This window comes from Pseudoalteromonas xiamenensis, assembly GCF_017638925.1.
Classification (GTDB): Bacteria; Pseudomonadota; Gammaproteobacteria; order Enterobacterales; family Alteromonadaceae; genus Pseudoalteromonas; species Pseudoalteromonas xiamenensis.
This window is the reverse complement of the sequence record NZ_CP072133.1, coordinates 749,285-764,272: the sequence shown is the minus strand read 5'-3', so window position 1 is coordinate 764,272 and position 14,988 is coordinate 749,285. Positions and strand designations below refer to the sequence as shown.

General features: G+C 43.4%; 12 protein-coding genes and 1 CRISPR repeat array. Of the genes, 7 read left to right on the top strand and 5 right to left on the bottom strand.

Annotation, left to right across the window (positions count from 1 at the left end; genetic code table 11):
• From J5O05_RS21575 to cas6f, 5 genes are read left to right on the top strand one after another with little or no spacing between them, the layout of a single operon-like run.
• Complete coding sequence (locus J5O05_RS21575; protein ID WP_244369764.1) at positions 1 to 573, top strand: hypothetical protein; 573 nt, start codon at positions 1 to 3, stop codon at positions 571 to 573.
• The gene (csy1, locus tag J5O05_RS03780; RefSeq protein WP_208843660.1) at positions 558 to 1,910 is read left to right on the top strand and encodes a type I-F CRISPR-associated protein Csy1; all 1,353 of its coding nucleotides are present in this window, start codon (positions 558 to 560) and stop codon (positions 1,908 to 1,910) included. The genes J5O05_RS21575 and csy1 overlap by 16 nt, the downstream gene beginning before the upstream one ends.
• Before the next feature lies 1 nt (position 1,911).
• The gene (gene csy2 / locus J5O05_RS03775; protein WP_208843659.1) at positions 1,912 to 2,904 is read left to right on the top strand and encodes a type I-F CRISPR-associated protein Csy2; all 993 of its coding nucleotides are present in this window, start codon (positions 1,912 to 1,914) and stop codon (positions 2,902 to 2,904) included.
• Positions 2,905 to 2,922: 18 nt separating this feature from the next.
• Positions 2,923 to 3,906: a type I-F CRISPR-associated protein Csy3 gene (gene csy3 / locus J5O05_RS03770; protein WP_208843658.1), complete on the top strand. Its 984-nt coding sequence runs from the start codon at positions 2,923 to 2,925 to the stop codon at positions 3,904 to 3,906.
• 9 nt (positions 3,907 to 3,915) lie between these two features.
• Positions 3,916 to 4,395 carry a type I-F CRISPR-associated endoribonuclease Cas6/Csy4 gene (gene cas6f, locus J5O05_RS03765; protein ID WP_244369762.1) on the top strand — a complete coding sequence of 160 codons (480 nt, stop codon included), beginning with the start codon at positions 3,916 to 3,918 and terminating at the stop codon, positions 4,393 to 4,395.
• Positions 4,396 to 4,706: 311 nt separating this feature from the next.
• A CRISPR array of direct repeats spans positions 4,707 to 7,495; the repeat unit is 28 nt; unit sequence CTTCACTGCCGAACAGGCAGCTTAGAAA.
• A gap of 382 nt (positions 7,496 to 7,877) precedes the next feature.
• Here cas6f and J5O05_RS03760 read toward each other — a convergent pair.
• The 4 genes from J5O05_RS03760 to J5O05_RS03745 form a co-directional block, all read right to left on the bottom strand.
• Positions 7,878 to 8,885, bottom strand: a complete 1,008-nt coding sequence (locus J5O05_RS03760; RefSeq protein WP_208843242.1) for an IS110 family RNA-guided transposase — start codon at positions 8,883 to 8,885, stop codon at positions 7,878 to 7,880.
• A gap of 375 nt (positions 8,886 to 9,260) precedes the next feature.
• Positions 9,261 to 9,977 (bottom strand): hypothetical protein, encoded by a 717-nt coding sequence (locus J5O05_RS03755; RefSeq protein ID WP_208843657.1) that lies wholly within the window; start codon positions 9,975 to 9,977, stop codon positions 9,261 to 9,263.
• Positions 9,978 to 10,277: 300 nt separating this feature from the next.
• Positions 10,278 to 11,114, bottom strand: coding sequence for a ParB/RepB/Spo0J family partition protein (locus tag J5O05_RS03750; protein WP_208843656.1), 837 nt, complete (start codon positions 11,112 to 11,114; stop codon positions 10,278 to 10,280).
• 129 nt (positions 11,115 to 11,243) lie between these two features.
• Positions 11,244 to 11,792 (bottom strand): recombinase family protein, encoded by a 549-nt coding sequence (locus J5O05_RS03745; RefSeq protein ID WP_208843655.1) that lies wholly within the window; start codon positions 11,790 to 11,792, stop codon positions 11,244 to 11,246.
• A gap of 468 nt (positions 11,793 to 12,260) precedes the next feature.
• Here J5O05_RS03745 and J5O05_RS03740 point away from each other — a divergent pair, with 468 nt between their 5' ends.
• Together J5O05_RS03740 and J5O05_RS03735 are read left to right on the top strand one after the other, a co-directional pair.
• The gene (locus J5O05_RS03740; protein ID WP_208843654.1) at positions 12,261 to 13,145 is read left to right on the top strand and encodes a hypothetical protein; all 885 of its coding nucleotides are present in this window, start codon (positions 12,261 to 12,263) and stop codon (positions 13,143 to 13,145) included.
• Positions 13,129 to 13,542, top strand: coding sequence for a hypothetical protein (locus J5O05_RS03735; protein WP_208843653.1), 414 nt, complete (start codon positions 13,129 to 13,131; stop codon positions 13,540 to 13,542). Before J5O05_RS03740 ends, J5O05_RS03735 begins: the two co-directional genes overlap by 17 nt.
• A 108-nt stretch (positions 13,543 to 13,650) precedes the next feature.
• On the opposite strand, the gene J5O05_RS03730 is transcribed toward J5O05_RS03735, so the two are convergent.
• Positions 13,651 to 14,988 carry a tyrosine-type recombinase/integrase gene (locus tag J5O05_RS03730; RefSeq protein WP_208843652.1) on the bottom strand — a complete coding sequence of 446 codons (1,338 nt, stop codon included), beginning with the start codon at positions 14,986 to 14,988 and terminating at the stop codon, positions 13,651 to 13,653.

Sequence of the window (14,988 nt, the reverse complement as noted above, 5' to 3'; positions counted from 1 at the left end):
ATGTTCGATCCCCAAAGTCACGAAACACATGCGAATAAAACAACAAGTTTTTTAGTACAAGAGCATCGTGCCCTGCGCTTTACCTTAGAAAAAACAATGGGCGAAAAGTACAAGTTGCCACTATACCGTAACTACAAAGAAGCCAACCTATGGTGGCGTTCAAGCAAATCGTATGATGCGAATTGGAACGCTGAATTTATTCGCCAAACCGAGTTTAGACAGTCGCAACCTCAAGAAGCATTTACATTACGAGTTGAAGACGAAACACTTTGCTGGAGCCAACTCGATACCAGCAGAAAACCTTATTGTTACGTCAGCAAACAAACTCGTTTCTCGCACGATGACATTACTCTGGCAGCTGGTTGCCATTGGTGGTTTTCACACAGTGTTATAGGTGTTTATCAACATTACGCCGACGCACTTAATTTCTCTTTACAAAAAGCCAGCGAACAATTGGGCGAAGTCGGTTTACGTGCCGAGCAGAATGAGCAATCCATTACTTGGAGTTGGCACCCCCAACTGGGAATTTATCAGAATATCACAACGAAGGAAGACGAATGGACAGCACCTTGAGCGATGCCGTTGCCGATTATATCGAGCAGCGCAAGCAAACTAAGCTCGAGCCACTTTTAAAAGCCTTAAATAAAGTGCTCGATAAAAGCGACGACCCTGTTGCCATAGCACAGGCCAAAGCCGATTATGCAGAACAAGCCGCGCCTATAGAAGCCACGTTTGAACCTGCTATTTGGTTAACCGATGCAGCAAAACGCGCCAAGCAAATTAGCTTAGCAACCCATGCCGCAAAATTCACTCACAGCGATGCTAAAGCCAGCAGTATGTTAGTTACTCAGCATGAAATAAACAGCAGCTATGTGACGACAGCTAGTTTAAAGGCAAAGGCCATTGATGCCGTAGGTAATGCCGCGGCGCTAGATTTGGCTAAATTGCTAAAAATTGAAGTCGCAGGCGAAAGCTTGATAACACAATTGCAGGCTGGACATTTAAAGGCTCTTAACGCTTTTACAGATGATGAACAAGTATTAAAAGAGTGGCAAGCGGGCTTCAAAGAAGCGCTGGGAGATGCAAGGTTGACTGGGCATACCTTAACCAAGCAACTTTATTACCCTGTAACGCAAAGTAACAGTAAAGATAATGCCTATCACCTACTGGTGCCGCTCACGTCATCAGCGCTGGCGCATAAACTCCATAACACGGTAACTCAAACTCGTTTTGGTGAGGAAGCAAAAGCGATAAAAGAGGCGCGTAAAAAAGGGCATTATCACCCGCAAGAATCAGTGAGTTTTGTTGAAACCGCTGTACAGAATTTTGGTGGCTCTAAACCACAAAATATTTCGCAGTTAAATAGCGAGCGATATGGACAGAGCTTTTTGCTCAATTGTGCGCCGCCAGATTATCAAGGGCAAATTAAATCACCTTCAAAGCAGGCTAGCTTTTTTAATCGTGAATTTAGTTATCTAACAGCAAAAAATGTCAAAGAATTCAGGGCGTTTTTAGCAAACTTAAAAGACAGTGATCGTAATTTCAAAACCCGTTACAAGCGCGACTTTTGGTACACACAACCTATCTTAGATACTTTATTTGAGCGTGCTGCTTTATTACAAAACCAAACTGAATTAACAGGCTGGGCAACATCGCCAGACGTCAAAATGAAAAAAGCACATTGCCTATGGCTTGATGTTTTTAATGATAATGCCTCGTTTCAAGCGGAGCGTGAAAAACGCGAATGGCAAGAAGAGGTAGCTCACGATTTTGCTACTTGGCTACTAAGAAAACTAGAAAATAAAGACGTTTACTTGTTAGGTGATAACGAGCATAGCTACTTTAAAAAGCTATGTTTGCAGCAACTCAAAGCATTTGAGCGGCACACGCCAAAGTTAGGAGGCCTGTAATATGAGCCAATATGTATTAATTAAAAAGCTTAATGTACAAAACGCCAATGCCATTGCAGAGCTCACTTATGGCTTTCCTGCAATTACCAACTTTTTAGGCTTTGCTCATGCGCTTTCAAGAAAGTTACCTGCAAGTCTAAACGTTAATTTAGGTGGTGTGGTGGTTATCAGCCACAAAAATCAGGTGCATGCTCGCCAGCCTAAAGGGTGGGGCGATTATGTGTTTGCATTAACCCGTAACCCACTTACACATCAAGGTAAAACAGCTCCAATTAATGAAGAAGGCCGCATGAATATGCAAATATCTTTATTAGTTGAATTAAAAGGGTTGGTAGCAGGTGACACCCTGACAGAAACAGATCTTAAAGCGCATTTAAAGCGGTTGATCCCAACGTTAAGACTGGCTGGTGGTCAAATACTCGGGTTTGAAGCGTGTGAACTGTTAAATACAGAAGAGCAACAAGCTTATGCATTGCGCCGTTTAATGCCTGGCTTTGTACTTATGGATCGTCACGAATACCTTGTAGCGCACTTTGAACAGCGAAAAACTGAACAAGACGATGTGTGCTTATTTGATGCTTGGTGTGACTTTGCAACACTAACTTATCGTGCAAACCCAAGTGAACATCAACAAACAGAAGATACTGTTGAGGCAGAGCAGGCAATAGTCAAAGCCAATTGGGAGTATGTACCCAAGCCAAATGCAGGCTATTTAGTACCGATTGCCACAGGCTTTTGCGCAATTTCACCTTTATATGACGCTGGTGAGGTCGCCAATGTACGAGACAATACAGTGCCCGTGACCTTTGCTGAAACCGCATACAGTGTGGGCGAGTGGCAAAGTGTGCATCGCCTTCATCACATCGAATCGGCCCTTTGGCGCTATACCGATAATCACCCGTGGTACATCGCGACCACAAACGAATTGATACAACCCATTATTGAGCCTGACTTCATCGACAGCGAAGCAGCATTTAACCCAGATAATTTTTAAGAATATGGAGATTTAACCATGGCAGACGTAAAACTAAAAAACCCTTCAGTATTGGCTTTTGAAGCAAAGCTTATTCCATCAGACGCACTCATGTTTGCAGGTAATTTTGGGGCAGATACTTGGCAACCGATCTTAGTTGGTGAAAAGGCGGTTAGAGGCACTATTTCTAACAGATTAAAAGCAGCAACGGCGAATGACCCAGCAAAACTTGATGCTGAAGTTTCGAAGGCGAACTTGCAAACTGTAGATGTAGCCGCGTTACCCCATAATTGCGACACACTAAAGCTGGTATTCACATTAAGAATACTGAGTGACTTGCATGTACCGTCAACCTGTAACGATCCTGATTATCAAGCAGCGCTGGGCGAGATTGTAAAACAGTATCAAATAGACACTGAGTTCAAAGAGTTAGCTAAGCGCTATGCGCATAACATCGCAAATGGGCGTTTTTTATGGCGCAACCGTGTTGGCGCAGAGCAAGTTAAAGTGGTTGTCAGTGTTGGTGAAAAGCAATTTAGTTTTGATAGCTATGAGTTCAGCTTAAAAGCCTTCGATGACAACGCGCAGCTCAATGAATTGGCACAAATTATTCAACAAGGTTTGATTGAGCAACATGCGTTTATCAAAGTAGAGGCTTATAGCCAACTGGGTCAAGGTCAAGCGGTGTTCCCATCACAAGAGTTAGTCATGGGCGGTGGTAAAGGGGATAAGAGTAAGTTCCTATATCAACTTGGCGGACAAGCGGCAATGCACTCACAAAAAATTGGTAATGCGCTACGTACGATTGACACTTGGCACCCGCAAGCCGATGAAATTGGCGCGATTGCGGTTGAACCTTATGGTTCGGTAACCAACCGTGGTGCGGCTTATCGCCAGCCGAAAGAGAAAACAGACTTTTACAATCTTTTGGATGCTTGGTTACTGAAAGGAAAAATCCCCGCATTAGAACAGCAACATTACGTAATGGCTATGCTGATCCGTGGTGGTGTGTTTGGTGAATAAGGAGTTGTGATGAACTACTACCAAGAAATCACCTTGCTACCTGATGCAGAAATTCCTCTCGGGTTTATTTGGCAAAACGTGTTTCAACAAGTGCATATTGCGCTTGTTGAGCACAAAGTTGAATCCAACCAATCAGAGGTTGCCGTTGGCTTTCCTGACTATGGTCAAAAAGGCTTTCCGCTTGGCAACAAGCTGCGTTTATTTGCTACAGAGCAAGCGCAGTTAGAAAAGTTATCCATAAACAGATGGTTAACTCGTCTTGAAGACTACTGCCATGTAAAAGCCATAAAACCAGTGCCAGAAGAAGTAACATGGGTGAGTTTTTCTCGCCTGCATGTTAAATCGCCCGAACGTATTGAACGCGAGATGCAAAAAAAAGCTGAGTTATGGTCAATTAAAAGTGGTAAATCACTTGAAGAATGTTTATTCGAGACTCGAAAAAAGCAAACCAACGCCAATGAGCAAATTGCCATTTATTTATTTGTATAGTCAGCAAACTAAAGTAAGAGCACCTGATAAAAACAGCAAGTTCCCGCTGATTATTCAAAAGCAAACAATTGAAGTACAACAGCAAGGAATGTTTGACTGTTATGGTCTAAACAGCAAATCGAATAAAGGTAATAACATAGGCTGCGTGCCGCAGTTTTAATTCAAATAAAGGGTATTTTTACCCTTTATTTTTGCTCTTTAAAAATTGGTAACAAATACAATAAGTTGCAACCAGCTGTTTTTAACAAGGTAAAATTAGCTTTTTTCTTTTAATAGCTTGTTGCAACTTATCTTTTTTGATTTATTCTACTCTTCACTGCCGAACAGGCAGATTAGAAACTCTTCGTATTCTGACTCCCAAAAAGAAGCGCCTTCACTGCCGAACAGGCAGCTTAGAAATTAAAGAATTGATAAACGAAATCCAGGAAGGACTTCACTGCCGAACAGGCAGCTTAGAAATCCAGTTTCTTCGGATGATGGTACGTAATAATCTTCACTGCCGAACAGGCAGCTTAGAAACTACCCAAGACAGCAAACCCGCAGTCCTAAAACTTCACTGCCGAACAGGCAGCTTAGAAATTGCGAAGGGGATAATTGTCCACCTCCACCTTCTTCACTGCCGAACAGGCAGCTTAGAAATTGATAGCGCACGACGACTTTAATTGATTCCTCTTCACTGCCGAACAGGCAGCTTAGAAATAAAAATATTAAGTACTTCGCCTATGGTGTTGCTTCACTGCCGCACAGGCAGCTTAGAAACAACAAAAAGCGCTTCTTTTTGGGAGTCAGAACTTCACTGCCGAACAGGCAGCTTAGAAAAACTCCCGATTCACTACTCGACTCACTGTCACCTTCACTGCCGAACAGGCAGCTTAGAAATTTCGCTTTTGTTCAGTGACAACTGGGATTATCTTCACTGCCGAACAGGCAGCTTAGAAATGAACCGAAGTCGATTTCTAACTGAAGCTTGACTTCACTGCCGAACAGGCAGCTTAGAAAGTTTTTGTCGGGTATCAATTGGCATTGCGTGCCTTCACTGCCGAACAGGCAGCTTAGAAATTTTGTGTCACCATAGTTAGCAAGTAAGCAAGCTTCACTGCCGAACAGGCAGCTTAGAAAAATCCACGACTCTTTCGGGAAGTCAGTAAAACCTTCACTGCCGAACAGGCAGCTTAGAAAAGATGTAGAAAACCGCATAAACGATGCAATAGCTTCACTGCCGAACAGGCAGCTTAGAAAACTTTGCGGCGAATGTTGATAAATGAGCTGGCCTTCACTGCCGAACAGGCAGCTTAGAAACCTAAAACCTCGGTATGGTTTGAGCGTCGAGACTTCACTGCCGAACAGGCAGCTTAGAAAATAAATCAAACGTGTCTAGAGTTGCAACACTGCTTCACTGCCGAACAGGCAGCTTAGAAATGACCCATGAACGATTTTTTAATCGCTCGATACTTCACTGCCGAACAGGCAGCTTAGAAATGCAATAACAATAGCCATGTTAAATACTCCTACTTCACTGCCGAACAGGCAGCTTAGAAAAACAAAAGCACCCGAATCTATAAGACGACGAGCTTCACTGCCGAACAGGCAGCTTAGAAAACCAATCAACAACAAGACGCACAACAAACCTTCTTCACTGCCGAACAGGCAGCTTAGAAAGTTAGCAGCCCACCAAAACCAAATAACAACGTCTTCACTGCCGAACAGGCAGCTTAGAAAAGCCAGGGATTTATGGTGAGTACCCAATAACACTTCACTGCCGAACAGGCAGCTTAGAAAATTAGCGGAGTATTATCAACTTCACGGTACATCTTCACTGCCGAACAGGCAGCTTAGAAAACTAGACTACGAACAGTACTTATACATTAGTTCTTCACTGCCGAACAGGCAGCTTAGAAATTGTCCGTCACTAAAACGCTGAGTAGTTCCAACTTCACTGCCGAACAGGCAGCTTAGAAATTACATTGGTCAGGTTCGCGGCTTCCATAAGACTTCACTGCCGAACAGGCAGCTTAGAAAACCAAATCGGTGAATTCGAGTTCAGCGAAGCCGTTCACTGCCGCATAGGCAGCTTAGAAACAAAAGTTTCGATAGATACACCGATAACGGACGTTCACTGCCGCATAGGCAGCTTAGAAATCAGACATTGTTTTGATTCTTTCAATGGTTCTGTTCACTGCCGCATAGGCAGCTTAGAAAAAAAGGCGGCGGTTTCGACCCAACAAAAATCGGTTCACTGCCGCATAGGCAGCTTAGAAATCAGACATTGTTTTGATTCTTTCAATGGTTCTGTTCACTGCCGCATAGGCAGCTTAGAAACAACGCAATGACATCAGGTAAATCAGCGTCTAGTTCAATGCCGCATAGGCAGCTTAGAAAAACTTTAGCCACCTCGCTTTTAACTATGTTAGGTTCACTGCCGCACAGGCAGCTTAGAAATTTTTGATGCGCCTCTCTGACAAGCTGCGTTTGTTCACTGCCGCACAGGCAGCTTAGAAACCTGTCCGAATACTCAGACCAACCAGAAATATGTTCACTGCCGCACAGGCAGCTTAGAAAGCCAAATTCACGCGCACCAGCTAAAGCGCCAAGTTCACTGCCGCACAGGCAGCTTAGAAATAGGAACGCAAACCATGAACCCAGCCCAACAGGTTCACTGCCGCACAGGCAGCTTAGAAAAATAAAAGCATTTCGCTGTGTAAACGCCTCATTGTTCACTGCCGCACAGGCAGCTTAGAAAAATCAAAAAGTGTAAAGTCGTCATCTGAATGACTTCACTGCCACACAGGCAGCTTAGAAATTTGCCGTCTTTCATGTAACCGTCGGGGATTGCTTCACTGCCACACAGGCAGCTAAGAAAAATCAACCCTCCGATACCTGATAACTTTCCCAGTTCACTGCCGCACAGGCAGCTTAGAAAGCATGATATGCACTCAGGCTCTAAACCTCTTTGTTCACTGCCGCACAGGCAGCTTAGAAATTTTACTAAGACAACATTTGTCTCAACCTTTAGTTCACTGCCGCACAGGCAGCTTAGAAAACTAAACGAGCAACAAGCGGTGTTTTATAAGAGTTCACTGCCGCACAGGCAGCTTAGAAAAGAATAATGGGAAGTTAGGGGTCACCCATTAGTCAGCCGTTGTAAAGTGCGCGAGAGACTTTCTGCCGAATTATTTTCAGCATTAAACAGAAGTCACTCAATTTTCACTCGCGCCCGTTTTTTCTTTGGTTTGATGTCGGATAATCATCCGCACCAGTCACCCATCTGGTTCTAGGTAAGTAACCTTACCCCAAGCGTCTGCTCCACAAAATACTCGGTGCCAGCAACGTGTCCATATAGAAATAACAGAAACTGTGGTTCAATTTAATGACCAACCTTTTAGTGGCTCACGTGCTAGGCGAATGATTAAATCAAGTGGCCGATAAACCCATCCAATCAGAGTCTACTGGTTCATACCAACCCCTTTGCTGGCTTGGGTTTATCAGCCGAACGCTTTGTCAACATCAAACGGTTCATTATTCTTCAACATATAATATGCAGCTCTTGCCAGTTTGTGGGCCACCGCTCTAATAGCAACGATGCCATTCTTTTTTTGGTACTTACGGTCATAAAAAGCTTTCACTTTTGGTTCGTAGCGAACTGCCATATGCGCCGCTTGTGAGAATGCCCAAGAAAGGTATTTGTTACCACTTTTGGCATTACCTTCGCCTTTTTTCTTATTGTTACTCTCCCTTAAACTTTGTACACAACGGCAATAAGATGCGTAATCGCCTACAGTTTCAAATCGCGCAGTAGTACCAGTTTCGAGCAAAATGGTGAGTCCAAGTACGGGGCCTATGCCCGTCATCGTTTGCAGTAAATCAAGCTGTTTCGGAGCTTCGATGGCTTGTTCAGCTTCCTCTTCCAGTAGCTTAATTTCAGACTGGATTGAGCGAAAAATACGTAAGTTGGTGTCCGCAGCTGTTTTTAAGTGATGTGTTAGTAAAGTCACTTCAAATGACTTCTTTTTAATTTGGCTACTACTCACCCGAACGCCAGAGCTGCGCCAAATTTGGTTTTGAATAGACAATAATTGCTTACTAGCTAACTGCACGAGCTGCATTCTTCTGCGCAACATATCACGCACCGCTCGCTGCTCTTTAGGGTAGATGTACCCCGTAGGCAAAATTCCTAAACGCATCAAGTGGGCAAGGTGAAAAGCATCTTTAAAATCACCCGAATATTTAAGCCCTTCATATTGTTTAACAGCAGCCGTATTGACCAACAGCATGTGAAAGCCATTTGCGGCTAAACCATCGACCAACCAGTACCAATTGAATGTTGACTCGACAGCCACGCCGACTAATTGTTCTTTAAACGGCGTTAAGTATTCCAAGCACAGTGAAAGATCATTAGCGATGCGTTTTGAGAAAACGGTTTTATCGTTCTCATCGTTAACAACAATGACGTGATTATTTGAATGTAAATCGATACCACAGTAAAGTGCCATAACAGTCTCCGGTCAGTCTTGGTTTGAGCACCTGTTAGCATAGCTAACAAAGGCCCCGGAGGCTGACTAGAGGATTATCAAGTCTTGCAATGTGCACAATGTGCTTTGGCAAGATCTGCTATTGGCACTGTGTGGACACTGACAAAATAAATGTGGGCACGATGTGGACATTCATTCACCGGAAATAAAAAAGCCAGTTAAGGATTTCTCTTTAACTGGCTGTTTTGTCTTGCTTTTATTTGGTGGAGCCGGGGGGATCGTCAGTCATCTTTGACTTAATGTGCTGAAATCCTTATGAAATAAGGCGTATAGCTCGATAAAGGTCTCCGAAAATGGTCTCCGAAAATGGTAGTGTTGTCTAAATGTAAAAGTGTTTTACAACCCAAACTCGATATAGTCGCAGTTCATTTGTATCGTTTTTCTTCCTCTCCAGCTAAACGACAGAGATTCATTGACTTTATCTAACTCTTTACAGGATTCGCTCTCTAAGTTTGTGTAGTGTCTAACTTGATCAAAATTCCAAAGAGATTGATATTGAGGTTCACGTTCCAAGCTCATGATTGTGACTGTACCGCATTCACCAGATGGTTCGTTTGTACTTACAAATTTGTTTTCGTTGACTTGTTTAAAGGTGAAATTTCCCAAATCTCGCTCCATAACTTTACAAGTTCGAGCGTCTTTTCTTATGGTTAGGCTAATTACATCAACTAGTGCGGCGTATGAAGGATTTTTGCAAAACGATTTGTACTTATCAAAATCACGAGCTGCTATATCAGGTTTTTTGCTCTCTAGCGCTCCGCATAAGTTTGGTAGCTCTTTTGCCATGAATTGTTCGATAGTTATCTGCTTGGAGTAAGTTTCAAACTCCTTTTTCATAGCTTCAATTTCTCTATCTACGTCTTCTTGCGCTGACTTTTGTCGCACTGTGATTTGCCTTAGGTTACATTTGAAGTTCCCTAATTGATCAGTATCACATCGACCAGAAAGAGCTGAGTTTTGTTTAGTTGTACTATTTAACCAGTTAAAACTGAAGTCTTGAGCTGTTGAATTTAGGCTAATCATAGCTAGACATAGTAGTATGTTGCTCTTCATATTTTTTGTCCTTTTTAAGCTTCCTGCCTTAGTGAGCGAAGGGATAGTAACGTGTCTATGGCCCATTATAGCGTAGGCTTTTAATTGTTCTTTAGGCGTACTGTAAATAAAGGCTTCTCGGATCCTGTCCCAGTTTTTAAACGATGCGGTGCGAATGACCCGCATGGGAAAGCTTAGGGAAGGACCCGTAAAGCCCGTACAATGCCGCCTGTGCGTCTTTCTAACCCTATGTCTTGTAGATTGCCGCAAGGATAAACGCTTTAGCGCTTAGAGAACGCAACTAGGCGGCTTTACGATTACCTAAAATTCAAGGTCGCTACTATCCAATTTTCGTTTACTAATCCTTATGGGCAGGTCTAAGCGGTCGTTCCGACTGATCTTTTTCAAGGCAGCTAAAAAAATGTCGGGGTCAGCCTGCGCAATCTTTTCGAGCTTGTCTGCAAGTTGGGCGATACGTTGCTTTTCGTTGAACTTGGCAGGGGTCTTTCTCTCAAGTACGAAGCGATACGAGGGGAAACCAAGATGGTCTCGGGGGATAGTGTTTGCACCATCAGCGCGGCCATATTTCTTCGCCATTCTTCCAGTCCACGCGATAACTTTCGATTGGATAGTCTCTGCGCTGTCTTCTTCGCTTATCTCAGCTTCTTCGATTAGGATCTTAGCGGCTCTGCGTAGCTTCTGCGCGAGGCTATCGCTTAGGCCATTCTGAGTTAAGTCTTTTGTTTGAATAGCGTTGTAGGAATAAACACAGGCTCGAAAGGCGGCCTTTGTGGAGTCGCCAAGACTGACCGCAACACCATGTTGAGTATTCACTCGATAGCCCTGTGCTAATGCTTCTTTCCTCGTGTATGGAAGGACAATCGCAGGGATCTTGAGGGACTGCTTTTCGGCTATCTCTTGGTAAACCTCAAGGCGATTGTGTCCATCAAAGACAAAGTATTCACCATCACATTTAATAAGCTTGATGGGTTCAACATGGTGTCCTGCCGTCACGACTTGGCGGATGCGATTCCGCATTGCCTTGAGGCTTTCTGATTCATTGGTCAGGTCATCATCAAACGCTGAACTAGAGCGAACCTGTAGATTGGGGTCTGTTTGGATTTCGAAGGGGTCAAAGTAAGTTATCGTTTCATTCATCGTTTCATCTCTAAGCGTACGCCGTACGGTTGTGTGCATTAATGACGGTTGTGTGATGTTTTTTGTTTTTATTTTCAATAGGTTGTTTGCTTTTTTCTTTCCGTACGGACTCACATAATTCCTGCACTTTTAGCTATTTTTTTTCCGTTGGACAGTCTTAGTGCTGCATCCTAGTTTCTTAGCGATTTGGCCGTGACTGAGGCCTGACTCTAGCAACGCTAAGACTTCTTCTCGGTCTACTTTCTTACTGCGTTCTTTGCTGTATACGCCTTGCGCCTTTGCTTTCGCTATCCCTTCGCGTTGACGCTCGTTAATCATTGCTTTCTCGAACTGGGCTACCGACCCCATGATTGATAGCATTAGCTCTTGTCGTGGGTCTTTCTCGCCACCAGCTTGAAACGTCATGTTCTCTTTGTGGAATTTTAACGTCACTCCTTTGGCGTTGAACGAAGCGACGAGGTTAAGTAAGTCTTGAAGGCTACGCGCTAGACGATCGATTGAGTGTACGTGTACGGTGTCGCCTTCTCGCATGTAGTCGATAAGGTCGTTTAACGCTGGGCGCTTTGTATCGCCCCCGCTGCATTTGTCGGTGAAAGTCTTGTCAAAAGTAAGGTCGGCTAACTGGCGCTCGGTGTTTTGGTCTACGCTGCTAACTCTGAAATAGGCGATGTTTGTCATATTTCCCTCTCGAATGGACATTAAAGTCTAGAGGTGCTTAACTTATTCTCGAAATTGTCAAATGTCAATATTGATGTCCATAGATTTTCGCAGGGCTGTCCAGTGGACGCTATGGTATACGTTAATGTCTATCGCTGGTTGAATATGACAAACTATGTAGTTGTACATTCCTATTCTAATTGGCTTAAATTTCATCTAGTAACTAATCCCGTACGGCTGTAGGTGTTCATCTTGTGGCAACTGTTCTTCAAATTTCTCGTATCGGTAGGAGAACGTGTCTTCGAGTCGATCTGATTCGAAAGTTATCTCGGCTTTAAAGGTAGAAAGCTATTTGTAGCAATTGGTTATACGGTATGATACAAACTCTCTAAGTAGAAAATCGAGGCGGTTTGAGGTAGGAAAAAACCAAATAGCTCGATGTAAAATTGTCTATTACTACTTTTTGAGTACATCGTTAGGAGAACAAGATTGTACGAAAGTTCATTTGAAATTCGGCTTGATTATAAGCCTTCGACAGGCAGGCCTGAGCGAGTATTTCTAGCTATGGCAGCTTATGTTACTGCATTTGAGAACTTGACGTTTACTGTCGGCAAATCAATAGATGCTGATCTTAATTTCACATATGAGCTTTCTGGCGTTCAAATCGGTTCTCTTAAAAGCATAATTAAGTGTACGTCACGTATTAAAAAAGTAGCAAATGCGTTGATTTCGATACCTCGGTACATCGCCAATTCAATGGTTGATTTAGACAGTATCGAAAACGAAAAAGATATCGATAGCGTTGTTAAAGGAGTCGAAGCTAAACTCTTTGAGCATGGTGCTGTAGAGTTCCCAAATCAGATTAATATTAACCGTTATCAGTATGCCAAAGATCTTAAAAGCCTATGCAGGGCTTCTGAACTACTTGCTGATGGTGAAACTATAGACATTAGCATTCCTCAGGTTAACAATGTTACGTACCTAAACACGAAAGTCAGATTTGATAAAGAGGTCGACGATATATTTCTTGAAGATAGTCAAGAAGTCACAAAAACCGAAACCTTGCAGATCAGAAAGCCTGTATTCGTAGGAGAGTCTCAGTGGGACTTTAAGAGTGTTGAGAGAAATTTCTCATTCTCGGCTTCTATTGAGCATAAGGAATGGCTTGATCGTTATCAAAGCTGTGACCTTGGGCATTTAGACCCAGGCGATGCGCTAATTGCTTGTGTTTGTTATCAAGCTGTGAGGTTGAAAGGCTCAAAGACATATACTTTTAAACATCACCGTATCTTGCATATCCAAAGTGTTGTCAAAGGAAAAGAGCTGCAAATTCGTATAGAAGAAGCGGAGAAGTCTCGTGAAGACAGCGAATAGTAATTTTCTTGCTTTAATTGCTGACTACATTTTTGTAATACTGCCTTTCGTCATAATATTGATTGTAAGAAGTGCTCAAGGGGTGAGTGGTTCTTTTTATATGCTCCCAGATTGGGGCATAGCTGCGACCATCGTGTATGGACAGTTAATAGTTAAGCTTGCTACGGCTCTAGCTAAAACGAACAAGCCAAAGAAAACTTCTGCTGTGAATTTTTATCTAACAGTATTGATTGCTTTTGGTCTAGTCGTAAATGTGGTTATAAATATTCTGATGTTAGTTATTCCTAACGAAGTTCTGGGTATAACTCAAATAGCACTTTTTATTTTGGCGACCCTTTTTCACTTTATTATCGGAGCAGCTGTAAATCATATAGAATTAGCAACAGAAAAAACATAGTTGTTATACATCGATCAAAACGGATTCAAAAAGTTCGGCACATTTTAGACAGCCAGATCTGATCGAACGTTATTCATCGAATCTGGCATTCCTTGTTGCGACTTATTCTTACCCATAATCTATTCGCGAGATAATTTCGTACTTCTGTCGCATCGACATACCCGCAGAATACAGGCCGTAGGTCATGCCTTGTTTCTCATGGCCTACAATCTCAGCGGCCTCGTTATGATTAACGCCTGCACGCTCAAACAGCGTTGATACCGTTTTTCTGAGTGAGTGGAATACATACCGATTATCAAATCCTAAGCTATCTCTGAGCGTCTTGAAGCGCTTTCCTATTGCGTCGCCGCGCTCTCCGTTGGGGCGTATTGGTTCGCGGGTCAACAAGTAGCCGTCATTGCTGGTGGCGCATAGTCGTTTTACTAACGACGCTAGTTTAGGATGAATGGGCACATTCCTAACGCCCGCTTGGGTCTTCGCTTCGACTATCTCAAAGTATTTAACACCTTCGGCTTCCTTGATGTTCTCGACCCGTAGCTGTGCGATTTCTTCCCGACGCATCCCAGTATAAGCAGCAATGAGTATCGCATCGACAAGGTTTTGGTCAGGTCGTTTTTTCCTTTTTGCTGCGTCTATGAGGCGGATAACGTCAGCGGGTTCGAACGCCTGTCGTTGATCTGTCTTAGAGGCTTTCTTGGGCTGCATGAATTTTTGGTCTTTGAACGGATTAACTTCCTCAAAATCCAAGTACCCGACTCGTTGAAGGTAATCGTAATACCCACGACACGTTCCCATCATCGACTTAACAGTTGAAATATCGAGACCAGACTGTTCGAGGTCTACTATCCACTTAGCGACGTCGGAACGTTTAATTGGAAGACTAGGGAAGCGCTTGGCTAATCGTTCTAAATGCGTGCTTCGTTGCGACAAGGTGCGAGGTATGACTTTTAGCGTCGCCTTATATTCATCGAAATGAGCGTTCGTCACGACGTTGTTACCATAGACGATATTGTGGAACGTATTTGCAGCTTGTTGGCCTTGTTCAAGCGCTATACGCTCTAATTCGTCCGAAACGACTATTTCAAAGCCGCCAATGCCGAGTTCGTTAGCCTCATCTATGTTCGGGCGTCGTTTGTGTTCTTGATGGAACTGTCGAAGTAATAGCTCGTCTTGACGCCTTGCCTTTTCGAGGTCAGCTTTCCATTGTAAGGCTTTAGACGCTAGGCCTTCATTGCCCTTGACTCTTTCGATTTGAGATTTCCATTGCGCGACGATAGCTGCGGCTCGGTATTCAGCTTCTTTAAGGCTGTCAGTTCGCAAGCTTTGCCAAAACTCGGTTTTGTCGAAATGGTCTCGTGCGTCTTTGGGAATAGTTAAACGGGCGTAGTAAGTTTTGCCCTTGAGTACAACGTGGGATTTACCTGTCGATCCTTTCCAGCGCGTCAT